The organism is Octadecabacter sp. SW4 (assembly GCF_008065155.1).
Taxonomy (GTDB): domain Bacteria; phylum Pseudomonadota; class Alphaproteobacteria; order Rhodobacterales; family Rhodobacteraceae; genus SW4.
Genome location: NZ_CP042819.1, coordinates 2,623,000 through 2,644,151, shown reverse-complemented (window position 1 = coordinate 2,644,151; position 21,152 = coordinate 2,623,000). Strand labels below are relative to the sequence as shown.

Genomic DNA, 21,152 nt, shown 5'->3' with positions numbered 1-21,152 from the left:
TTCGGGCAAAACCGCGGCGATGCACGGCCCAAGTCTTGCCCCAGTTACAGCCTTATCGCCGCAATCAGACGTCCGTAATCGGCCTCGCGCGCATGGGTCGTGCGGCGATAGCTGTAAAACCTGTCGGGGTCGTGGTAGGTGCAATGGCGCGTCCATTCTGCGCGGCCGACACCGGCACGGCGCAGGCGGTGCAAGCCAAAGGCGGGCAGGTCAAACAGCATCCGGTCGCCCGTGCCATTGGCAAAAAAACGGGCATTGTCAGAATCGTCCATCAGGAAATCGTCCAGAAATTCAGGCCCGACTTCATAGGCGCGCTGGCTGATCGACGGGCCGATCACCGCCGTGATCGCGTCACGGTTGGCCCCCAGACGCTCCATCGCGTCAACGGTTGCTTCAAGCACGCCATTCATCGCGCCCTTCCAGCCGGCATGGGCCGCACCGATCACACCGGCACTGGCATCCGCAAACAGCACAGGCTGGCAATCGGCGGTCAGGATTGACAGGGCGATACCGGGCGTGGCCGTTACCAGAGCATCTGCGCGCGGGCGATCATCGCCAGGTGCCGTGACATGCACAACATCTGCCGAATGGATTTGATGCACCCCAACCAGCGCATCGCTTTCAACCTGCATGGCCTTCGCGACGCGGGCGCGGTTGATCGCCACGGCTTCGTGCTGGTCCGACGATCCCTGTCCGCAGTTCAGCCCGGCAAAGACACCCGACGATGCGCCGCCCTTGCGCGTGAAAAATCCGTGGCGCAGCGGCGCGAGGGCATCCGAGGTGATGATCTCCAGTGTCATGGCGTCAAACCGGGCGGGGGTGTCGCACCTTTGGGATAAAGGCCGATCACTTTGAAAAGGTGGCCCATCGCATCGGGGTGGGTCAAGCGGCGATGCGCGGCGATGTGGCTTTCCAGCGCCGCAGCGCCAAGGTTTTGTGCAAGCGCCTGGGCCCGCTGCGTGATCCCGAGGCGTTCCAGAAACACACCCTGCGGTGTGACGCGGGTAAAGACCGCGGGCGCTGCCGCTTCGGCGATCGCGGCGAAATCCACATGCGCCGTCAGGTCGGCCATGCCGGGGGCGGCGAAGGGATCGGTTGGTTTGTGGTTTTGCAGGGCTTGCAGGGTGTCGCCCTGCGACTGCCAGTCACCATAGTCGATTATCAGAGCCAGGCCGCCGTGCTGCGCGATCCGCGTGCCGATGTCGTGTGTTATGGCGGGCAGCGCAGGGCAGACTTCGACGATATCGCCCACTTTGGTGTCGTCCAGCCGGTGATCAAGGCTGGCAAGCGGCGCAGGCGGGGCAAGCCCGGCCGCAAGCGCGTCGCCCTGCGCGCCGACCACTGTTTCCTGCCAGCCGTTCGAGTGCCGATGAAACTGGCGGATCGGGAGCGCATCAAAGAATTCGTTGGCGGCCAGCAACAGTGGCAGGTCCGGCAGGCTGGTGATACTATCGTGCCAGGTGGCGTTCGGGATCAGTTTGGCTTGGGCGGCGCGCAGGGTTGGTGATGCCTCGATCAGGTGCACCTGTGCGGCGGCGTGAAACCCTGCAACACGGCGCGTCGCGCGCAAGATGTCGGCCATTAGCGTGCCACGGCCGGGGCCAAGTTCGGCCAGCGCAAAAGATTTAGGTGCGCCCTGATCCATCCATGCCTGTGCAAGGGCAAGCCCGACTATTTCCCCAAACATCTGGCTGATCTCGGGCGCTGTTGTGAAATCGCCCGCCGCACCCAAAGGATCGCGGGTGGTATAGACGCCATGTTCGGGATGAAGCAGGCATTCGGTCATGAAATCGGCTAGCGTGATCGGCCCCGTGGCGCGGATGCGCTGAATCAGGAGGTCGCCCAGTGCCGTCATTCAGGACGTCGGCGCACAGCCCAGATGATTGCTGCGCCGACGATCACCATTGGCAGCGACAAGGTTTGCCCCATCGTCAGCCCCCAGCCATTGATGTGCAGCACAAGACCCAGCGGATTGCCCATCTCGACGAATTGCGCGTCTGGCTGGCGCACGAATTCGACAAGGAACCGCGCCACACCGTAGCCCGCCATGAAAAGGCCCGCCAACTGCCACTGGCGTTTGAGCCAGCCACGCGAAAACGCAAGCCACATCAGCAGCGCGCCAAGAATCAGCCCCTCGAGGCCGGCCTCGTAAAGCTGTGAAGGGTGGCGTGCGCACAGACCTGTGATGCCGTCGCAGGTTTGCGCAGCGGCCCCGGGGAAAATCACCCCCCAAGGCAAGTCGGTCGGGCGGCCCCACAGCTCGCCGTTGATAAAGTTTGAGATCCGGACGAGGAAGATCGCCGGTGTCGCCGTCAGCGCAAGGATATTGGCCACATCGCCCAGAGCTGCCTTGTGCTTGCGCGCTACGAGGAACACCGCAAGGCAGACCCCGAGGAAGCCGCCGTGAAACGACATGCCGCCCTGCCATAGCATCGGGATTTCCAGCGGGTTCGACAGATAATAGGCGGGTTTGTAAAACAGCACATAACCCAACCGCCCGCCTGCAATCACGCCGATGATCACCCAGGTCAGCAAATCCTCGATCTGTTCGGCTGTCATCGGTGCGCGTTCGTCGCGCCATAGATGCGGGCGCTTGATCGCTGCGACGGCAATCCGCCAGCCGATCACAATGCCGACGATATAGGCCATCGCATACCAGCGCAGCGCAAATGTCATTCCAAACAGCGAGATGGTAAAAATCTCGGGTGAAATATCGGGGAAGGGGAGACCTGTTTCCATAGCAACTAACTGCGATTGGGATGCGGCGATGTCAACAGGTATTGCGGCTTGTGATCGCGCCTACCGACCCCATATAATGAGGGAGTTTTACCGGAGGTTCCAATGCAGACCCGTAACAAGATTTTCGACGATATCGGCCAGTTGATGACCAATGCGATGGGCGTGGCCCAGGGGGCCAAGGACGAGGCGAGCAACGCCATGTCGGGCATGATGGACCGCTGGCTTGCTGACCGGGATCTGGTGACCCGCGAAGAGTTCGACGCTGTGCGCGTCATGGCACAAAAGGCCCGCGAGGAAAACGCTGCCCTGATGGCACGGATCGAAGCGCTTGAGGGGAAGGGCAAATCCAAGGCCAAAACCTAGGGCGGTGACGCATTGTTTTGCGTCAAATTCGGCCGCAGGTTTGCGCAGAGTGCCACGTGGGGTGATGCGGTTGGCGGCAGTGTAGGCGTGGCGTCTTCAGGGCCGTTTTGCCCGTGTCACACGCGCAGCACCTGACGAACTTGTGAACGAAACTATCCCGCAATCTGTGCCCTGCAATGTCGATGGGGGCGCTGCCCCCGTCCTTGCGGACTCCCCCGGAGTTTTCTGAACAGAAGAAGCTGAGTTCCAAGAAGGGTCAGAGCTGTTCGAGGTATGCGACGATAATGTCCAGCGCGGCCTCGAGGTCGGTTTTGTGGATCATTTCCGTGACCGTATGGATATAGCGCGTGCCCACAACGATCCCCACAGCGCGCGCGCCTGCCGCGGCCTGTTGCGCGGCGGCACCGTCTTGGCCACCTGCGGCCAGCATCGTGCGCTGGAACGGGATTTTCCTTTTTTCGGCGAGCACTTCGATATCACGCACCAGCGCCTTGTCAGCGATGAAGGAACTGTCGCGCACGTGCAGGCCGAAACCCTTGCCCTGGATGGTGGTCGCATCCTTGTCGGGGACGCCGGGCGTATCGCAGGCCAGCGTCGTGTCGATACCAAGTCCGATATCGGGCTGGATGCGATGGGATGCGGTGCGTGCGCCGCGCAAACCCACTTCTTCCTGACAGGTAAACACTACATGGATTTCAGCGCCGCGCCCTTTCTTGCCCAACCGGCGGATCGCCTCGATCCCCAGCCAGCAGGCGATACGATTGTCCAGCGCCTTGCTGACCACCTTGTCGCCCATTTCGATGAAGGGTTCGTCCATCACCACCATATCGCCGATCTTCACGACATCACGGGCGGCCTTGCCCATGCCAAGATCGACGGTGAAGTCGCCCACTTCGGGGATTTTCTTGCGGTCTTCGGCGCTGGAAATGTGGATTGGCTTGCCACCGGGGTTCATGACACCCTTGAGGTCACCCTTGTCAGTGCAGACCAACACGCGGCGTGAAAACAGGTTGCGCGGATCAAAGCCGCCGACCGGTTGCAGATAAAGGAACCCCTTTTCGTCGATGTGGCTGACGAGAAAGCCGATTTCGTCCATATGACACAGCAGCATAACCTTGAGCGGGTCTTTGGCGGTGCTGTCGCGACGGCAAAGCAGACTGCCCATCGGATCGGTCTCGACATGATCAAAGAGCCCCTTGATTTCTCGGGTGATCAGGTCGCGCACGCGGTCTTCGTTACCCGGCACACCGGGAGTTTCGCACAGGGATTTGAGCAGATCGAGGTTCATGAGCGGGGCCTTGGGTTATGTGGTTTGCGGGCAGAGTGACCCCGACGCGCGGACCCTGCAAGGGGCGTGACGAAAAAAGCGCTTGGGCCGGGTTACCCCCAGCTAATCCCAGTTATCCCCAAGAAATTGCTTTACAGGTGGCCGCTTAGGCCCCACCATATCTCGTATAGGGGGCGTCAACGATACGCTTTCCCTTGAGCAGTAAGCCAAATCTAGAGGCGGCCAGCCACGTGATAAGGCAGGGACAGGAGGCGACCAAATGGCACTCGCAGAGCAGTTCACAGACGTAGAAGACATCCACCCGATCGACCTTGTGGAACATATCGCCGAACACCACGCGTGGGAGTTCGACCGCATTCACGATGACCAGATCGCGATGGCCGTTGAAGGGCAGTGGCGCACCTATTCGATCACGCTGGCATGGTCAGGGTATGACGAAACGCTGCGCCTGATCTGCACCTTCGAGATGGAGCCGCCCGAAGACCGGATGCCTGCGCTTTACGAATTGCTCAACAAGGTGAACGACAATTGCTGGGCCGGCGCGTTTACCTATTGGGCCGAACAAAAGCTGATGGTCTATCGTTATGGGCTTGTGCTGGCAGGCGATCAGTTTGCCGGGCCTGACCAGATCGACACGATGATCAACGCAGCGGTGCTGAGCGCCGAGCGCTATTATCCGGCATTCCAGTTGGCCACCTGGGCTGATCGTTCGCCTGACGAGGCCTTGGGCATTGCGATTGCCGAAGCCTACGGGCGGGCCTGACCCTGAAAACGGGCGTGGGGTAAGACCCACGCACATACTCCTGCCCCTGTCATAGGGCCGTGGGCCAGGCCCCTTGAACCCCCTTTCATTGCTTCGTAACGTCCCCCTGATTTGCAGGGGGATTTTGCATGGATATGTCCGACATCGAACGCCGCGGGTTGGTCTTGCTGGGCTGCGGCAAGATGGGATCGGCGATGCTGGCGGGGTGGCTGTCGGACGGGTTGCCCGCAACATCCGTCTGGGTGCTTGACCCAAAACCAACCGACTGGCTGCAAGCCCAGGGCGTGCATCTGAATGTCGGCTTGCCTGACGATCCTGCCGTGGTGCTGGTGGCGGTCAAGCCACAGATGATGGGCGCGGCATTGCCATCACTTCAGGCGCTGGGCAACGGTGCGACTGTGTTTGTATCCGTCGCGGCTGGCATTACCATCGCGGCGTTCGAGGAAATCCTGGGCGCGCAAACCCCTATCGTGCGTGCCATGCCCAACACCCCCGCCGCCATCGGGCGCGGGATCACGGCGATCATTGGCAACGGGCGCACCACACCTGCCCAGCTTGATCTGGCCGACGGGCTGTTGCAGGCGGTTGGCCAGGTTGTGCGCCTTGACAGCGAGGGTCAGATTGATGCGGTCACGGCCGTGTCCGGGTCTGGCCCGGCCTATGTCTTTCACTTGATCGAAACGCTTGCCGCTGCGGGAGTGGCCGAAGGTCTGCCCGCTGATTTGGCGATGGCTTTGGCCAAGGCAACCGTGGGGGGCGCCGGGCAATTGGCCGAGGATGCCGATGAGGATCCAGCGCAGTTGCGCGTCAATGTGACCTCGCCCAATGGCACGACGCAGGCCGCACTTGCGGTTTTGATGGATGAAACCCGGGGCTTCCCGGCTTTATTGGCGCGCGCGGTCAAGGCTGCCGCAGATCGCAGCAGGGAATTGGCCAATGGATGACCTGAGCTTTGATGACTTCCTCAAGGTTGATATCCGCGTCGGTGTCGTAACCCGCGCCGAGCCGTTCCCCGAAGCCCGCAAACCGGCAATCAAGCTTTGGGTCGACTTTGGCGGCGATCTGGGGGTCAAGAAATCCAGTGCACAGATCACCGCCCATTACGCGCCCGGAGGGTTGATTGGCAAACAGGTCATGGCCGTGGTGAACTTTCCACCGCGCCAGATCGGGCCGCTGATGTCGGAAATCCTTGTGCTCGGTCTGCCCGATGACACGGGCGAGATCGTTTTAATCGGGCCGGATCGGCCTGTGCCAAACGGGGGGCGCATGCATTGAAAAAGCTGTTGATCACCCGCGAGATCGCCGCCCCCGTGATTGCGCAGGCCCGCGAAATGTTTGACGTGACGGTGCATGAGGGGGGTGCGCTGGACGGTGCTGCCGCCGCGCAGGCCTTGCGCGAATACGATGCGATCCTTCCGACCCTTGGTGACGATTTCAGCGCGCCGGTGTTTGATGGCAATCTGCGCTGCGGGATTTTGGGAAATTTCGGCGTTGGTTACAACCATATCGACGCCGCCGCTGCCCGCGCCGCCGGTGTGACCGTGTCAAATACGCCCGATGTTCTGACCGATGCGACCGCCGATATAGGCCTGACGTTGATTTTGGCCGTTGCGCGCCGCGCCGGCGAGGGTGAGCGCATGGTCAGGTCCGGTGCCTGGGGCGGGTTTGGCCCGAAAAACCTGCTGGGCACCCATGTGACCGGCAAAAGCGTCGGTATCGTCGGCATGGGCCGGATCGGGCAGGCCGTTGCGCGGCGCTGTCATTACGGGTTTGGCATGGAGGTCGTGTTTTTCAACCGCTCGCCAAAGGCGGTCGATTTTCCGGCGCGGCAAGTGGCGACCCTGGCCGAGGTCATGGGCGCGGATTTTGTCGTTGTCACCACACCTGGCGGGGCAGAAACCACAAAATTGATCGACGCGGATGCCCTTGGCGCGATGAAACCAAGTGGCATTTTCGTCAATATCAGTCGCGGAGAGGTTGTGGACGAGGCCGCGCTCGTCGATGCATTGGAGCGCGGCGCGATCACCGGGGCGGGTCTGGACGTATATGAAAACGAACCTCAGGTGCCCGCCCGCCTGCGCGCCTTGGATAACTGCGTTTTGTTGCCCCACCTTGGATCAGCCACCGCCGAAACCCGTCAGGCGATGGGGCAAATGGCGCTGGACAATATCATTGCCTGGTCGCGCGGGGAAACTCCGCCGCAGGCGGTAAACTAGGTGGGTCAGGGGGCGCTGCCCCCGCCTTCGGCCCCCCGGAGGTATTTGAAAACAGAAGACCGGATCAGGACGGCGCGCGATCACCCACGGCTGCGCGCCAGTGACGGCGGCACAGGCTGACATAGGTTTCGTTGCCACCGATTTGCACCTGATCGCCGCCCGTAAGCACATTGCCCGCATCGTCCTTGCGCACGACCATCGTCGCCTTTTTCCCGCAGTGGCAGATCGTGCGCACCTCGCGCATTTCATCGGCCAGGGCCAGAAGTGCGGCGGAGCCGGGGAATAATTCGCCCATGAAATCAACGCGCAAGCCATAGGCCATGATCGGCACGTTCAGATCATCGACCGCGCGCGCCAGCTGCCAGACCTGATCGGGCTGCAGGAACTGCGCCTCGTCGATGAAAACGCACTGGCAGGGCCCTGCGTCAAGCCGTGCCTTGATCTTGGCAAACAGATCCTCGCCGGGGCCAAATGTATCCGCCTTGCTGCCAATGCCGATCCGGCTGGCGATTTTGCCTTCGCCTGCGCGATTGTCGAACTGCGCTGTCAGAAGATAGGTTTGCATCCCACGTTCGATATAGTTGTGCGAGGCCTGCAGCAGCACTGTCGATTTGCCGGCATTCATCGTGGAGTAGTGAAAATAGAGTTTGGCCATAGCCCTGAATACCCTGCCGGATCGGCCCCTTGCAAGGCCGTCCGGCAGATCACTCGTTACCAGCTATGTGAGATCAACGACAAAAACGGGTCAGGCGCTGCAGGGCAATCCGAAATGCACGCATTCCGTGTGCCCTTTTGGATGGGGTGCAGCCTCCTGACCCTACAGCGTTGGGGACGCTGATACTCTTACTCTTCCCAACGGTGGGATAGGTATATAAATGACTGGGAGTGGCCTTGCCCGAAATGGGAAAACAAGCGCCGCTTTCCCCTGCGGTGGGTTTGGACAATAGAGGGTTGGTTATGGCTGGTGTCGGAAGTTACTTGAAGAAACACACAGAAGCGCTCGTGAAGGATGTCGGGATCGAGCCTGCGTGCGAATTGACTGGTAAATCCAAGGCGACCCTTGGGCGCTATTATTCCGACAGTGACGAACATGCCGACCGCTTTATGCCCGTCGATGCGGTTGCCGCCCTCGAAGCCGCCGCGTCATATCCGCATGTCACATCTGCCCTTGCCGAGCTGCGCGGAATCACCATGAGCTATGACGATACGACGGGCAATTCCGCCGGTGGCATCAATTCCGACGTGATCATGCTGAGCCAGCGGTTCGCGATGTTGATGGGGGAATACAACCAATCGATCGAGGATGGCATTATCACCGTCAACGAGGCCAAGCGCCTGTTGCGCGAAACCACGGCGCTGCAAAAAGTGCTGATCGAAATGAAGCTGCACCTTGAGGAAGAGTCCGCTTAACGTCTTGTCCGGTATGGATATTCCAGACACGCTGAATGTGGCTTCGGGGCGTTGAAGCCGTTGGAAGCTGTGCTGCGGGTGAACAGCTAGGCCCGTTCCACGATCACCGATCCCACGGAATAGCCTGCGCCAAAGCTACAGATCAGACCCATGTCGCCAGGTGCCAGATCGTCGGAGTGTTTGGCGAAGGCGATGATGCTGCCCGCCGAACTGGTGTTGGCGTAGTCTTGCAGGATGTTGGGTTGTTCGCCTGGTTCGGGGTCGCGGCCCAGCACCTTTTTGCCGATGTAGTCGTTCATGGTCTTGTTGGCCTGATGTAGCCAAAGACGTTTGAGATCAGTGGCTTGCACACCTTCGTCTGCCATATGTGCAGCAACATGTTTGCTGACCAGCGGCAGGACTTCCTTGAACACCTTGCGCCCGCTTTGCATGAACTGCATGTCGCGCCGGTCGTCCATCTGGTCGTGGGTGCGGCGCAGGTAGCCATCGTTGTTACGGATGTTATTGGAAAACTGTGTGGCGCAGCGGGTGGATTTTACTTTGAAATGAGGGCCTTGCAGGTTGTCGTCGCGTTCCAGAAGGACGGCCGTGGCCACATCGCCAAAGATGAAATGGCAATCGCGGTCGCGCCATTCCAGATGCGCGCTACAGATTTCAGGGCAGACGATGAGGGCGGATGTGATACTGCCCGCGCGGATCATATCGGCGGCGGTCTGGATGCCAAAGGTGGCGCTGGAACAGGCGACGTTCATGTCGAACGCAAAGCCGGACGTGCCCAGAAGCTGTTGAATTTCCACAGCAATCGCAGGGTAGGCGCGTTCGTGGTTCGAGGCGGCGCAAAGCACCAGATCGACGGTGGCGGGATCCTTGCCGCCCAGAGCCTGACGCGCGGCGTCCACGGCCATTTCAGCCATGACAGAGGGATCCTCGTCAGCCCTGACAGGCAGCCTGGGGAACATGCGAGTGGGGTCTAGTACGCCTTTTTTATCAAGCACATAGCGTTGTTCTATGCCACTGGCCGCAACGATGAATTCGCTTGAGGAATGGGGCTTTGCGTCGATTTCGCCCGCCGCAATCGCATCGGCATTCTGGGCGTTGAACAGATCAGCATGGGCGTTGAACGCCGCGACCAGTTCATCGTTTGTAATCGTCTGCGCGGGCGTGAAAACCCCCGTTCCGGTGATGGCTACACTGTGCATTCAGGCCCCCCTTACGTGGCGTCCAGAAGGGCAGAGCGGGGCCGGATTTGCAAGGCTGACGCGGCGTATGGAAAGCCTATGGAAACCGTATGGAAACCGTATGGGCGGTGGTATGGCAGCCCGTTAACCATTTTCGCACAGGTTGGAGGGGCGAAAACGAGGAGTTGTAAGATGCTGAAAGTCCAACCCAAGAAGATGAGCAAATACGACCGGATGCATTGGCGCTACGGCGTCGATGCGATGAAGATGTTTGAATACGATCTGCACAACTACGCGCGCGAGTTTAACGCCCTTCCGGCGGAATGGCACGGGATCTGGGAGGACGATGACCGCCGCGACAGCAAGCGCGTGAAGGTCACGGCGAGCTTTGACGCGGATGTGGTGAAATTCTTCAAGGGGCTGGGGCCGGGATACCAACACCGGATGAACCGCGTGCTGCGGGCCTTCATGCACTTCCGTCTGGCGAAACTGATCGAGGGGCCTGATACGACGGACTTTGTGCTGCGCCCCGAACGGGTGCTGGAGCGGTTTTCTAAAAAGCCGGAGTGGGGGGACACGGAAGCGGGTCATCGGCGGATGATGGGGGAGGAGTGAGTGGTGGCGCAATAAGCGGTGGTGAAAAGGAGCGAGGGGCCTTGGGCGATAGAGGATGGTTCGCTAGGTGTGACAAAGGGGTGGTAAGGGGCGCACGGCCGGATTTGCGAAGGTCGGCTTTGGGCCCTGATTCCCGGATGCTGCGCTCTGCACCAACGTCCGGATTCCAATCAACTGCTTAAACCGATCGAGGTTTGGCCGAGGGATTGTGGCTCCGCGAAAAAGAGAGGATTCGGACTTAACGCCATCGGTGACAAAATGACCGTTTTAGGCCAGATACCACGACACGGGCGCAGTCCGGACCTGTGAGGCGCTATGACTGGGTGAATGCATTGTTGATCGCGTGACGAGGCCAAGCCGCCAAGTCCGAGCACGAACTGACTTCAATCAATGATCTTAGCATCCATGTGGATATTCTAAGCGGGTACTCGCGTACCTCGGTTTGCGCGAGGGGCCTACTGAATTGAGAATGGGAGGGTACTATGGTTGCCTTTAAGGTCATCGCTGCAGCAACGCTGTTGGTGTTTTCGTCTCCCCAGATTCTGGCTGCGCAGGTGACGGTCGAAGATCGCTTTGCGATTGGGCAACCCAAGGTCGTTTCTGCGCATCGTAGTGCGATGATGGGTGGAGCCCCCGAGAACACGTTGGCGTGGATCGAACATGGGATTGCCCTTGGCGTCGATATGCTCCACATCAATCCGCAATTGACCTCAGACGGTCACTACGTGCTGATGCACGATCAAACGCTGAACCGCATGACAGATGTCGAGCAGGTCTTTCCAGAAGGCCCCCCCGGCGGACCCACTAGGGAGCAAAGGGGTGGGAAGGACTATGTCCGGGATTACACGCTCGCCGAGATCAGGCGCCTTGCAATTGATGCCAAAGAGGGCGACGAGCGGCATCCGGTCGCAACTCTTGACGAAGCTCTCGAGCTGATCGACGGTCGAACCCTAGTGCTCCTAGGTCTCAAGACCTATGACGTCGAAGGCCTTGCTGCCGCCCTTATCGGCTATGACACCGAGAATGCGCTGCTGTTCGAGATCTATTACTCCGGAACCGATCAAAGCATGTTGCGCGAGTTATCAGAAGCGACTGGCATCGCTGTCTCCGTTGCGCTTTTCCGTTCGAACGACTACCTCGCTGACCTCGAACACATCTATGGCCAGATCGGGCCAGCGCTGAAGTTGGTGGGCGTTGATCACGATGTGGTCACCCCTGAATTCCTCGCTCGCGTGGCGGAATTGGGTCTACGCATTGGTGTCTCGGGTTGGAATACGGGTGAGGATTTCGCTCTGGCCGAAGAGACAAACCCGGGACCTTGGGCAGAAGCGATTGATCTTGGGTTCGTCTTATCCACCGACAGACCAGACCTCGTCCTCGAACTGCTGAACAGGTAAATCGCCACAAGATCCCATTGACATACTATGCCTTATTCTAACGGCTCTGGCCGTAGAGTTTCGTGACAGCTGCCGTTGGCGCAGCCGCAGCGAAAGCTCGCTTTGTCCCGCAAAGCAGACAATCAAGCGATGCTCATTGGCTTGTCCAACGTAGGCGCGCGCTTAGCCCGGAAAGAAGCCAAAGGCGCCGGGCATCGCCAGACCGGCCCGAAGGGCTGGCGATATTGACAGGGGGGCGCAGGTCGTGGGGTTGGGATGTGTTTGGCAGCCATAAGATGGCCGTCATCGGCGATGCGTCGCCATCCCCCGGTCTGACGGTGCCCGGCTTGCGTGGTGTCTGTGGACAGCGGGGCGGGTATTAGCCCTGCAACGCCCTGACCCCGACCTCACCCTCGACCCGTGCTTTCATCGCCAGTGCCGCTGCGTGTGATCCGGCGGCGGTGGTGTAATACGGGATGCGGTCATACAGGGCGACGGCGCGGATGGAGCGGCTGTCCTCAATCGCGGCGGAGCCTTCGGTGGAGTTCATGACGATGGCGATGTGGCCGTCCTTGAGGCGGTCTTCGACGGTCAGGCCGCCCTCGTAGACCTTGTTGACCACTTCGGCCTCAAAACCCTGTTCGTGCAGCCAGGCCGCGGTGCCGCGGGTGGCACACAGCGTCAGGCCAAGGTCGGTGAGGATTTGCGCGGCCTCGCTCATCAGCGGGCCTTTGTCGGCGTCCTTGATCGACAGGAAGGCCATGCCGGATGTGGGCAGATCCACGCCCGCGCCCATCTGCGCCTTGAGAAAGGCGCGGCCAAAGTTGCGCGCCCAGCCCATGACCTCGCCGGTGGAGCGCATTTCGGGCCCCAGGATCGTGTCGACACCGGGGAAGCGGGCGAAAGGCAGCACGGCCTCCTTGACGGAGAACCACGGGGTTTTCGGGTCGGCGAGGGTGAAGGCATCGCCCAGCGGGAGGACCGTCATTGGGTCTTCGGCGTGCGGATAGGGTTCGCGCAGCGGGAAGTTTGTGAGCGGCTCACCAGCCATGAGGCGCGCGGCGATCGAGGCAATGGCGCTATCGGTCGCCTTGGCCACGAACGGCACGGTGCGCGACGCGCGGGGGTTGACCTCGATCAGGTAAACGACCTCGTCCTTGACCGCGAACTGGATGTTCATCAGCCCGACCACGTTGAGGGCGAGGGCCAGTGCTTCGGTCTGTTTGCGGATTTCGGCGATTGTCGCATCGGACAGGGAATAGGGCGGCAGCGAGCAGGCGCTATCGCCCGAGTGCACGCCGGCCTCCTCGATGTGCTGCATGATGCCGGCGACATGGGTGTTTTTGCCATCAGAGAGGCAGTCAACATCGACTTCGACCGCGCCGGAGAGATAGCTGTCAAGCAGCACGGGGCTGTCGCCAGACACGACAACGGCCTCGCGGATGTAGCGTTCGAGGTGGTCCATGTCGCGCACGATTTCCATCGCGCGGCCCCCCAGAACATAGGACGGGCGGATGACCAGGGGAAAGCCGATTTCCTTTGCGATTTCAAAGGCCTGCGCGTCGGTCGAGGCGATGCCGTTGTGGGGTTGTTTCAGCCCAAGGCGTTGCACGAGTTGCTGGAACCGCTCGCGGTCCTCGGCCAGGTCAATCGCGTCGGGCGAGGTGCCAAGGATCGGGATACCGGCCTGTTCCAGCGCGTTGGCCAGCTTCAGCGGGGTCTGCCCGCCGAACTGCACGATCACGCCGTGCAGGGTGCCGTTGTCCTGTTCGACCCGCAGGATTTCCATGACGTGTTCAAAGGTCAGCGGTTCGAAGTAAAGCCGATCAGAGGTGTCGTAATCTGTCGACACGGTTTCGGGGTTGCAGTTGATCATGATGGTTTCATAGCCCTGATCGGTCAGGGCATAGCAGGCGTGACAGCAGCAATAATCAAACTCGATCCCTTGGCCGATCCGGTTGGGACCGCCGCCAAGAATGACGACTTTTTTCCGGTCCGAAGGGCGTGCTTCGCATTCGACCTCGCCCATCATGGGCTGTTCGTAGGTGGAATACATATAGGGGGTCTGCGCCTCGAATTCGGCCGCGCAGGTGTCGATGCGTTTGAACACGGCTGTGACGCCTGCCTCGCGGCGGGCGTGGCGCACGGTGTCTTCGGCCATGCCGGTGAGGGTGGCAAGGCGGGCGTCGCTAAAGCCCATCATTTTCAAATCGCGCAACCCGTCGGCCTCGGTGGGCAGACCACCCGCGATCACGCGGCTTTCGGTTTCGACGATCTCGCGGATGCGGGCAAGGAACCAGGGATCAAACTTGGTGACGGCGTGGATGTCGTCGTCGGACAATCCGTGGCGCATGGCCTGGGCGATGACGCGGATGCGGTCGGGCGTTTGTTTTGCCAACTCGCGGGTCACGGCGGCCACATCGGGCGCGCCGGGGATGTCGATATCGTCAAACCCCGTCAGGCCGGTTTCCATCGAGGCGAGCGCCTTTTGCATGGATTCGTGGATCGTGCGGCCAATCGCCATTGCCTCGCCCACGGATTTCATGGCCGTGGTCAGGTAGGGTTCGGAGCCGGGGAATTTTTCAAAGGCAAAGCGGGGGATCTTGGTGACGACATAGTCGATGGTGGGTTCAAAGCTGGCGGGTGTGACCTTGGTGATGTCATTGTCCAGCTCGTCCAGCGTGTAACCCACGGCCAGCTTGGCGGCGATCTTGGCGATGGGGAAGCCGGTGGCCTTGCTTGCCAGGGCCGAAGACCGTGACACGCGGGGGTTCATTTCGATCACGACCATGCGCCCATCGGCGGGGTTCACGGCCCATTGCACGTTGGACCCGCCGGTTTCCACACCGATTTCGCGCAGCACATTGATCGAATGGGTGCGCATCAGTTGGTATTCTTTGTCCGTCAGCGTCAAGGCGGGGGCCACGGTGATGCTGTCGCCCGTATGCACGCCCATCGGGTCAACGTTTTCGATGGCACAGACGATGATGGCGTTGTCGGCGGTGTCGCGCACCACCTCCATTTCAAATTCTTTCCAGCCAAGCAGGGATTCATCGATCAGAATCTGGCCCATCGGGCTGGCATCCATCCCCGAGCGGCAGAAATGCACGTAATCGTCGCGGTTGTAGGCCACACCACCGCCGGTGCCGCCAAGAGTAAAGGCGGGGCGGATGATTGCGGGCAGGCCGATATCGTCCAGTGCGGCAAGCGCCTCGGCGACGCCGGCGTCCAGATCGAAACCTTTGGCTTTTTTCGGGGCGGTGACGATGGTGGCCTTGGGGTTTTCAATGCCCAGACGATCCATCGCTTCGCGGAACAGCTTGCGGTCTTCGGCCATTTCGATGGCTTCGCGTTTGGCACCGATCATTTCGACGCCGAATTTTTCCAGCACGCCAAGATCAGCCAGCGCCAGCGCGGTATTCAGGCCGGTTTGTCCGCCCATCGTCGGCAGCAGCGCATCGGGGCGTTCCTTTTCGATGATCTTGGCCACGACCTCGGGGGTGATCGGTTCGATATAGGTGGCATCCGCAAGGCCCGGATCGGTCATGATCGTCGCCGGGTTCGAGTTGACGAGGATGACGCGGTAGCCTTCCTCGCGCAGCGCCTTGCAGGCCTGTGCACCCGAGTAGTCAAATTCGCAGGCCTGGCCGATCACGATAGGACCCGCGCCAATGATCATGATCGACTGGATGTCGGTACGTTTTGGCATGGCAGCCCCCTGTGATTTGCAAATTGTCGTGGGTTATAGGGAAGGGGTGGGCAGGTGCAAGTGCTCTTCTTGGCGGATCGGCCCTTCGGGGAGAGTTTTTTGGCCAAGATGAAGCGGGGGTGTGACGGTGGTGGCAATGCGGGGCGGGCCTTAATCGCTTGACTTCCAAGCCCGCGCGCGGTGTATCAGCCCGACTGAATTCACCGACCCCGAAGGGACCGACCCCATGCACGCCTATCGCAGCCATACCTGTGCCGATCTGACCAAAGCCAACGTTGGCGAAAATGTCCGTTTGTCGGGCTGGGTGCATCGTGTGCGCGATCATGGCGGGCTGCTGTTTATCGACCTGCGCGACCATTACGGAATCACGCAGGTGATGGCCGACCCCGACAGTCCGGTGTTCGCCGAGATTGAAAAGGTCCGCAGCGAGTGGTGCATCCGCATCGATGGCAATGTCATGGCGCGCGACGAAAGCCTTGTGAATGCGAAGATCCCCACCGGCGAGATTGAAGTGTTCATTCGCGATATCGAGGTGCTGGGCGCGGCCAGGGAACTGCCCTTGATGGTATTTGGCGATCAGGAATACCCCGAAGAAACCCGCCTGAAATACCGCTACCTTGATCTGCGCCGCGAGGCGATGCAGGCCAATATGACCCTGCGCTCGGACGTTGTGGCATCGATGCGCAAGCGCATGTGGGATCAGGGGTTTCGGGAATACCAGACGCCGATTATCACCGCGTCCTCGCCCGAAGGCGCACGCGATTTTCTGGTGCCGTCGCGTCTGCATCCGGGCAAGTTCTATGCCCTGCCCCAAGCCCCCCAGCAGTTCAAGCAACTGATCATGGTCAGCGGCTTTGACAAGTATTTCCAGATCGCGCCGTGTTTTCGTGATGAAGACCCGCGCGCGGATCGCTCGCCCACGGATTTCTACCAGCTTGATCTGGAGATGTCCTTTGTCGAGCAGCAGGATGTGTTTGACACGATCCAGCCCGTTATCGCGGGTGTGTTCGAAGAATTCGGCGGTGGGCGCATGGTTGACCAGACCTGGGAGCAGATTTCCTACAAGGATGCGGCGCTGTGGTATGGCACCGACAAACCCGACCTGCGCAACCCGATCAAGATGCAGGTTGTATCGGATCATTTCCGGGGCTCTGGTTTTGCGATCTTTGCCAAGCTGCTGGAGCAGGAGGGCACTGAAATCCGCGCCATTCCGGCCCCAACCGGCGGGTCGCGCAAGTTCTGTGACCGCATGAACGCCTTTGCCCAGAAGGAAGGGCTGCCCGGGATGGGCTATATCTTCTGGCGGGAAAAGACGGCCGATGCGGTGGCGCAAGAAATGGGCATCACGGTGAAAGAGGCCCAGGCCAAGATGAAATCCGGCGAAGTTGCGGGCGGCATGGAAGCGGCTGGCCCATTGGCGAAAAACATCGGACCCGAGCGAACCGAGGCCATTCGCCAGCAGTTGGGCCTGAATGTCGGCGACGCGGCGTTTTTCCTGGGCGGCAAGCCCAAGGCGTTTGAAGGGGTGGCAGGACGTGCGCGCGCCGAGATCGGCAACGAGCTGGGCCTGACTGACCTGAACCGCTTTGCCTTTGCCTGGATCGTCGATTTCCCGATCTACGAGCGCGATGAAGAAACCGGCAAGGTCGATTTTGAACACAATCCGTTTTCGATGCCGCAAGGCGGGATGGCGGCATTGGAAGGTGATCCGCTGGAGGTTCTGGGCTATCAGTATGACCTTGCCTGTAACGGTTACGAGTTGGTCAGCGGCGCGATCCGCAACCACAAGCCCGAGATCATGTTCAAGGCGTTTGAAATTGCCGGTTATGGCAAGGCTGAGGTCGAAAAGCGCTTTGGCGGCATGGTTAATGCGTTCCAATACGGCGCGCCGCCCCACGGTGGCTGTGCGGCCGGGATCGACCGGATCGTGATGCTGCTGGCGGATGAGGCCAATATTCGCGAAGTCATCATGTTCCCGATGAACCAGCGCGCGGAAGATTTGATGATGAATGCCCCAAGCGAGCCGCAAAACGAGCAAATGCGCGAATTGCACCTGCGCACCATCCCCGTCGAGGACTGATTATCCGGTGGTGAGGGGCGCCAAAAGCCCCCTGCCATAAAGGAAAACAGGCGTTCCCAGCGGCACCCGATCATAAAGGTCGATGACCTGCGCATTGATCAGCCGCACGCACCCGTTGGACACATCGCGGGAAATGGTGCTGGGCTGATTGGTGCCGTGGATCCGCATGTAGGTGTCGCGCCCCGCGCGGTTGAACAGGTAGAGCGCGCGCGCGCCCAACGGGTTATCAGGGCCGCCGGCCATCCCGTTGGCAAAGGGGCGATAGATTTCGGGTTCGCGCCGGATCATCGCGGGGGTGGGTGTCCAGCGGGGCCATTCGGCCTTGCGCCGGATCGTGTAGCTGCCGCTGCGGTAGAGTCCGTCGCGTGCCAATCCCACAAGATAGCGGATCGCCTGGCCGTCCGGCAGGGTCCAGTAAAGGCTGTGACGGTCGGGCACGACGTGAATTTCGCCAGCGGCGCGGTTCTGCTGCAAACGCACCAGACGGGGCGCATATTCGGGCGGCAAAGTATCCGAGCGGCCAGACGCGCTCGCCGTTGCAAGTGATGGCGGGAGGGTGGCGAAAGACGCGGCAATACCCGCGAGTGTTTGGCGTCGTGTCAGCATTGGCAGCCTCGGGTTTCACTCGTCAAATGCAATTTCGAATCGGTAAGACCGGTTCAAGCCTGAAACCTTGCAGATTTTCTTGTTTAAGATCAAGGGTGTCGGAATTTTCCATGACTCGGCAAACTTGTTCTGATCACGTGAATTTTGCCAGACGCGCGTGCCAAGCATGCCTATAGTGGCACCAACAAGGGAGACCCGCGCGTGCCGTTTGATCCGATCATCGCCGAGATCCGTTTTGGCATGGGGCTGTCGCCTCGTATCGCGCCGCCGGTTTCGCAGGACGCGATGCTGGCGCGGTTGCGTGGGCCCGATGATGCGGCGGCACGCTTTGTGATACCGTTGTGGGCTGACACCTATCCTTCACCGCGTGACTACCGCGATCTGGCGCAGGTGCGTCGGGCAGCGCGCGGCACTGACCGCGAGGCGGAGGTGCTGGACCAACAACGTGCCATGCGCGCAGCCGGACGGGATATGCGGGGGGCGACATTTGCCGCCCATCTGGCCCGCGCCGCCACCACAAGCGATGGTATGCGCGAACGGCTGACGCGGTTCTGGGCGGACCATTTCACGGTGCGCGCGGTCACAGGTGTCACCCGTCATCTGGTATCACCCTATGTCGAAGAAGCGATCCGCCCGCATGTCATGGGGCGATTTTCAGATATATTACGGGCAGTTACCACTCATCCGATGATGCTGGTCTATCTTGATCAACATCTGTCAATGGGCCCCAACAGTCGCACTGCGCTGCGCCGCAATCGCGGGCTGAACGAAAACCTGGCGCGTGAATTGCTGGAACTGCACACGCTGGGTGTCGGGGCCAGTTACACGCAGACAGATGTGCGTGAACTGGCGGAATTGCTGACGGGGCTGTCCTATAGCCCCAAGAACGGCTTTGCATTTTTGCGCAACATTGCCGAACCGGGACCCGAGGTGGTTTTGGGCAAAACCTATGGCGGCGATGTCCCGCGCCTTGATGATATACTGACCGCGCTGGACGACCTGGCGATGCACCCCGATACGGCGCGCCATATCGGACGCAAACTGGCGGTGCATTTCGTGGCGGACGATCCGCCTGTGGGGCTGGTTGACGATTTAGCGGCGGTGTTTGCCGAGACGGGTGGCGATCTGGACGCCGTTGTCGCGGTGCTGTTGCGCCACCCGGCGGCATGGGACGTGACCAGGGCCAAGGTGAAGCCGCCGTTTGGGTTTGTCGCCTCGGCGGTCAGGGCGCTTGATATCGACGTGGATGCTCTCGCGGCGATGTCGTTCAACGAGGGGCGCGCTGCATTCGGGCGACATTTGGCGGTGATGGGCCAGCCTTGGGAAGAACCCGTTGGCCCGGACGGGTGGCCCGAAGACGGGCCATCATGGATCACGCCGCAGGGCATGGCTGGGCGCATAACATGGTCGATGATCATTCCCCAACGGTTGCGCGACGATCTGCCCGACCCGCGCGCGTTTGTGGTCACTGCGCTGGGGCCGGAGGCCGATCCGGCGGTGGTCTTCGCGGCCGGTGCCGCCGAAGATCGTGCGGCTGGGGTCGGCCTTGTGCTGGCGTCGGCCGCATTTCAAAGGAGGTAGGACATGGAGCGTCGCAGGTTTTTGATGTCGGGCGCGGCGCTGGGGTGTTGTGCAGCGGCCAGTCCGTTGCTGACGCCCGTGGCCTTTGCCGCCGCCCCTTGGGACACGCGGCTGGTTGTCATCATCTTGCGCGGGGCGATGGACGGGCTGGATGTGATCCAGCCTTATGGCGATCCCGCATTGGCGGGGTTGCGCCCCAATATTGGCGTGGGCGAGGCTGTCGATGCCATTGATCTGGATGGGTTTTTCGCACTGCACTCGGCGCTTGCGCCATTGCATCCGCTGTGGTTGGCGGGGGAACTGGGCGCGGTGCATGCGGTGTCCACGCCATATCGCGACAAGCGCAGCCATTTTGACGGGCAGGATATTCTGGAAGCCGGGTTGCCGGACCTGAGTGGTGGCGGGTTGCGCGACGGGTGGCTGAACCGCTTGTTGCAGCAAATTCCGGGGCTTGAGGCGGATGTGGCCTATGCGATCGGGCGTGAACAAATGCTGGTATTGTCGGGCGATGCCCCTGCGGCACGCTGGTCGCCGGATGCGCGCTTGAATCTGTCGCCGCAGGTGCGCCGATTGCTTGAGGTCGTGCATCATGACGATCCATTGTTTCAAACGGCCAGCGCCGATGCGATCGCCATCGCCGAGGAACTGGCCAGCGACGACGCGATTGCGGCCGCGGCGCAAACCGAAACGATGATGGGCGACAGCCCGATGATGGAGGGGGTGAGCCTGTCGGGGGATCACGTGAAACTGGCGGAATTTGCTGCCGGGCGGCTGCGCGCGGATACGCGGATCGCCAGCTTTTCGATCAGCGGATGGGACACCCATGACAACCAGCGCGCCAATCTTGCGCGTGCACTGTCGCGCCTTAGCGATACAATTCTGACCCTGCGCGCCGGATTGGGCGCGGCCTGGGGGCAAACGGCGGTGCTGTGCATGACCGAATTTGGCCGCACAGCGCGCGAAAACGGATCGCGCGGCACTGATCACGGCACGGGTGGTGCGATGTTGTTTGCGGGGGGCGCGATGAAGGGCGGGCAGGTGATCAGCGACTGGCCCGGTCTGGGCGAGGGCGATCTTTACGCGGGGCGTGATTTGCTGCCCACGCGCGACATTCGTGCTTATGCGGCCTGGGTGATGCGGGCGGCGACGGGCCTGCCCGCCGAAACCTTCGCGGGCGCGGTGTTCCCCGATCTTGAGATGGGGAGCGATCCGCGCCTGATGTTATAGG

Annotated in this window: 19 protein-coding genes; 11 read left to right on the top strand and 8 right to left on the bottom strand. The window is 60.9% G+C overall.

Going from position 1 to position 21,152, the window contains the following annotated elements; all coding sequences use genetic code 11:
* Window positions 1–44 precede the first annotated feature (44 nt).
* The 3 genes from pgeF to lgt are packed head-to-tail and all read right to left on the bottom strand — an operon-like array spanning window position 45 to window position 2,739.
* Entirely contained in the window at window positions 45–800 is a 756-nt protein-coding gene (gene pgeF / locus FTO60_RS13070) for a peptidoglycan editing factor PgeF (RefSeq protein WP_148056371.1), read from the bottom strand.
* The gene (locus tag FTO60_RS13065; protein WP_148056370.1) at window positions 797–1,855 is read right to left on the bottom strand and encodes a class I SAM-dependent methyltransferase; all 1,059 of its coding nucleotides are present in this window, start codon (window positions 1,853–1,855) and stop codon (window positions 797–799) included. The genes pgeF and FTO60_RS13065 overlap by 4 nt, the downstream gene beginning before the upstream one ends.
* Window positions 1,852–2,739, bottom strand: coding sequence for a prolipoprotein diacylglyceryl transferase (lgt, locus tag FTO60_RS13060; protein ID WP_148056369.1), 888 nt, complete (start codon window positions 2,737–2,739; stop codon window positions 1,852–1,854). Before lgt ends, FTO60_RS13065 begins: the two co-directional genes overlap by 4 nt.
* Before the next feature lie 102 nt (window positions 2,740–2,841).
* On the opposite strand from lgt, the gene FTO60_RS13055 reads away from it, so the two are divergent.
* Window positions 2,842–3,102, top strand: coding sequence for an accessory factor UbiK family protein (locus FTO60_RS13055; RefSeq protein WP_148056368.1), 261 nt, complete (start codon window positions 2,842–2,844; stop codon window positions 3,100–3,102).
* A gap of 256 nt (window positions 3,103–3,358) precedes the next feature.
* On the opposite strand, the gene FTO60_RS13050 is transcribed toward FTO60_RS13055, so the two are convergent.
* Window positions 3,359–4,390 (bottom strand): M42 family metallopeptidase, encoded by a 1,032-nt coding sequence (locus FTO60_RS13050; RefSeq protein WP_148056367.1) that lies wholly within the window; start codon window positions 4,388–4,390, stop codon window positions 3,359–3,361.
* A 259-nt stretch (window positions 4,391–4,649) separates the two neighbouring features.
* Here FTO60_RS13050 and FTO60_RS13045 point away from each other — a divergent pair, with 259 nt between their 5' ends.
* The 4 genes from FTO60_RS13045 to FTO60_RS13030 all read left to right on the top strand — a co-directional run bounded on the left by FTO60_RS13045 (window position 4,650) and on the right by FTO60_RS13030 (window position 7,369).
* Window positions 4,650–5,153 carry a YbjN domain-containing protein gene (locus FTO60_RS13045; RefSeq protein ID WP_148056366.1) on the top strand — a complete coding sequence of 168 codons (504 nt, stop codon included), beginning with the start codon at window positions 4,650–4,652 and terminating at the stop codon, window positions 5,151–5,153.
* Between the two features lie 128 nt (window positions 5,154–5,281).
* Window positions 5,282–6,097 (top strand): pyrroline-5-carboxylate reductase, encoded by an 816-nt coding sequence (gene proC / locus FTO60_RS13040; RefSeq protein ID WP_148056365.1) that lies wholly within the window; start codon window positions 5,282–5,284, stop codon window positions 6,095–6,097.
* Window positions 6,090–6,428 (top strand): tRNA-binding protein, encoded by a 339-nt coding sequence (locus FTO60_RS13035; RefSeq protein WP_148056364.1) that lies wholly within the window; start codon window positions 6,090–6,092, stop codon window positions 6,426–6,428. Before proC ends, FTO60_RS13035 begins: the two co-directional genes overlap by 8 nt.
* Complete coding sequence (locus tag FTO60_RS13030; RefSeq protein ID WP_148056363.1) at window positions 6,425–7,369, top strand: D-glycerate dehydrogenase; 945 nt, start codon at window positions 6,425–6,427, stop codon at window positions 7,367–7,369. The genes FTO60_RS13035 and FTO60_RS13030 overlap by 4 nt, the downstream gene beginning before the upstream one ends.
* A gap of 64 nt (window positions 7,370–7,433) precedes the next feature.
* On the opposite strand, the gene FTO60_RS13025 is transcribed toward FTO60_RS13030, so the two are convergent.
* Window positions 7,434–8,024: a thymidine kinase gene (locus tag FTO60_RS13025; protein ID WP_148056362.1), complete on the bottom strand. Its 591-nt coding sequence runs from the start codon at window positions 8,022–8,024 to the stop codon at window positions 7,434–7,436.
* A gap of 302 nt (window positions 8,025–8,326) precedes the next feature.
* Here FTO60_RS13025 and FTO60_RS13020 point away from each other — a divergent pair, with 302 nt between their 5' ends.
* Window positions 8,327–8,779, top strand: coding sequence for a hypothetical protein (locus FTO60_RS13020; RefSeq protein WP_148056361.1), 453 nt, complete (start codon window positions 8,327–8,329; stop codon window positions 8,777–8,779).
* Window positions 8,780–8,865: 86 nt separating this feature from the next.
* Here FTO60_RS13020 and FTO60_RS13015 read toward each other — a convergent pair whose 3' ends face one another.
* Complete coding sequence (locus FTO60_RS13015; protein ID WP_148056360.1) at window positions 8,866–9,978, bottom strand: beta-ketoacyl-ACP synthase III; 1,113 nt, start codon at window positions 9,976–9,978, stop codon at window positions 8,866–8,868.
* A gap of 171 nt (window positions 9,979–10,149) precedes the next feature.
* Between FTO60_RS13015 and FTO60_RS13010 the strand changes: the two genes are divergently transcribed.
* Both FTO60_RS13010 and FTO60_RS13005 read left to right on the top strand, forming a co-directional pair.
* Complete coding sequence (locus FTO60_RS13010) at window positions 10,150–10,572, top strand: BrnA antitoxin family protein (protein WP_197738498.1); 423 nt, start codon at window positions 10,150–10,152, stop codon at window positions 10,570–10,572.
* A gap of 482 nt (window positions 10,573–11,054) precedes the next feature.
* Window positions 11,055–11,969 (top strand): glycerophosphodiester phosphodiesterase family protein, encoded by a 915-nt coding sequence (locus tag FTO60_RS13005; RefSeq protein WP_148056359.1) that lies wholly within the window; start codon window positions 11,055–11,057, stop codon window positions 11,967–11,969.
* Between the two features lie 358 nt (window positions 11,970–12,327).
* On the opposite strand, the gene carB is transcribed toward FTO60_RS13005, so the two are convergent.
* Window positions 12,328–15,657 (bottom strand): carbamoyl-phosphate synthase large subunit, encoded by a 3,330-nt coding sequence (carB, locus tag FTO60_RS13000; protein WP_148056358.1) that lies wholly within the window; start codon window positions 15,655–15,657, stop codon window positions 12,328–12,330.
* Between the two features lie 226 nt (window positions 15,658–15,883).
* Between carB and aspS the strand changes: the two genes are divergently transcribed.
* Window positions 15,884–17,737, top strand: coding sequence for an aspartate--tRNA ligase (aspS, locus tag FTO60_RS12995; protein WP_148056357.1), 1,854 nt, complete (start codon window positions 15,884–15,886; stop codon window positions 17,735–17,737).
* Here aspS and FTO60_RS12990 read toward each other — a convergent pair whose 3' ends face one another.
* Complete coding sequence (locus FTO60_RS12990) at window positions 17,738–18,343, bottom strand: L,D-transpeptidase (protein ID WP_148056356.1); 606 nt, start codon at window positions 18,341–18,343, stop codon at window positions 17,738–17,740.
* Between the two features lie 144 nt (window positions 18,344–18,487).
* On the opposite strand from FTO60_RS12990, the gene FTO60_RS12985 reads away from it, so the two are divergent.
* On the top strand, window positions 18,488–19,924 hold the full coding sequence (locus FTO60_RS12985) for a DUF1800 family protein (protein WP_368074251.1): 1,437 nt from the start codon (window positions 18,488–18,490) through the stop codon (window positions 19,922–19,924).
* Window positions 19,925–19,927: 3 nt separating this feature from the next.
* A complete protein-coding gene (locus FTO60_RS12980; RefSeq protein ID WP_148056355.1) occupies window positions 19,928–21,151 on the top strand; it encodes a DUF1501 domain-containing protein in 1,224 nt (407 codons plus the stop codon).
* Window position 21,152: the final 1 nt, after the last annotated feature.

Coding starts and splice junctions, on each gene's coding strand:
- pgeF (WP_148056371.1), bottom strand. CDS start 800: ATGACACTGGAGATCATCACCTCGGATGCCCTCGCGCCGCTGCGCCAC.
- FTO60_RS13065 (WP_148056370.1), bottom strand. CDS start 1,855: ATGACGGCACTGGGCGACCTCCTGATTCAGCGCATCCGCGCCACGGGG.
- lgt (WP_148056369.1), bottom strand. CDS start 2,739: ATGGAAACAGGTCTCCCCTTCCCCGATATTTCACCCGAGATTTTTACC.
- FTO60_RS13055 (WP_148056368.1), top strand. CDS start 2,842: ATGCAGACCCGTAACAAGATTTTCGACGATATCGGCCAGTTGATGACC.
- FTO60_RS13050 (WP_148056367.1), bottom strand. CDS start 4,390: ATGAACCTCGATCTGCTCAAATCCCTGTGCGAAACTCCCGGTGTGCCG.
- FTO60_RS13045 (WP_148056366.1), top strand. CDS start 4,650: ATGGCACTCGCAGAGCAGTTCACAGACGTAGAAGACATCCACCCGATC.
- proC (WP_148056365.1), top strand. CDS start 5,282: ATGGATATGTCCGACATCGAACGCCGCGGGTTGGTCTTGCTGGGCTGC.
- FTO60_RS13035 (WP_148056364.1), top strand. CDS start 6,090: ATGGATGACCTGAGCTTTGATGACTTCCTCAAGGTTGATATCCGCGTC.
- FTO60_RS13025 (WP_148056362.1), bottom strand. CDS start 8,024: ATGGCCAAACTCTATTTTCACTACTCCACGATGAATGCCGGCAAATCG.
- FTO60_RS13020 (WP_148056361.1), top strand. CDS start 8,327: ATGGCTGGTGTCGGAAGTTACTTGAAGAAACACACAGAAGCGCTCGTG.
- FTO60_RS13015 (WP_148056360.1), bottom strand. CDS start 9,978: ATGCACAGTGTAGCCATCACCGGAACGGGGGTTTTCACGCCCGCGCAG.
- FTO60_RS13010 (WP_197738498.1), top strand. CDS start 10,150: ATGCTGAAAGTCCAACCCAAGAAGATGAGCAAATACGACCGGATGCAT.
- FTO60_RS13005 (WP_148056359.1), top strand. CDS start 11,055: ATGGTTGCCTTTAAGGTCATCGCTGCAGCAACGCTGTTGGTGTTTTCG.
- carB (WP_148056358.1), bottom strand. CDS start 15,657: ATGCCAAAACGTACCGACATCCAGTCGATCATGATCATTGGCGCGGGT.
- aspS (WP_148056357.1), top strand. CDS start 15,884: ATGCACGCCTATCGCAGCCATACCTGTGCCGATCTGACCAAAGCCAAC.
- FTO60_RS12990 (WP_148056356.1), bottom strand. CDS start 18,343: ATGCTGACACGACGCCAAACACTCGCGGGTATTGCCGCGTCTTTCGCC.
- FTO60_RS12980 (WP_148056355.1), top strand. CDS start 19,928: ATGGAGCGTCGCAGGTTTTTGATGTCGGGCGCGGCGCTGGGGTGTTGT.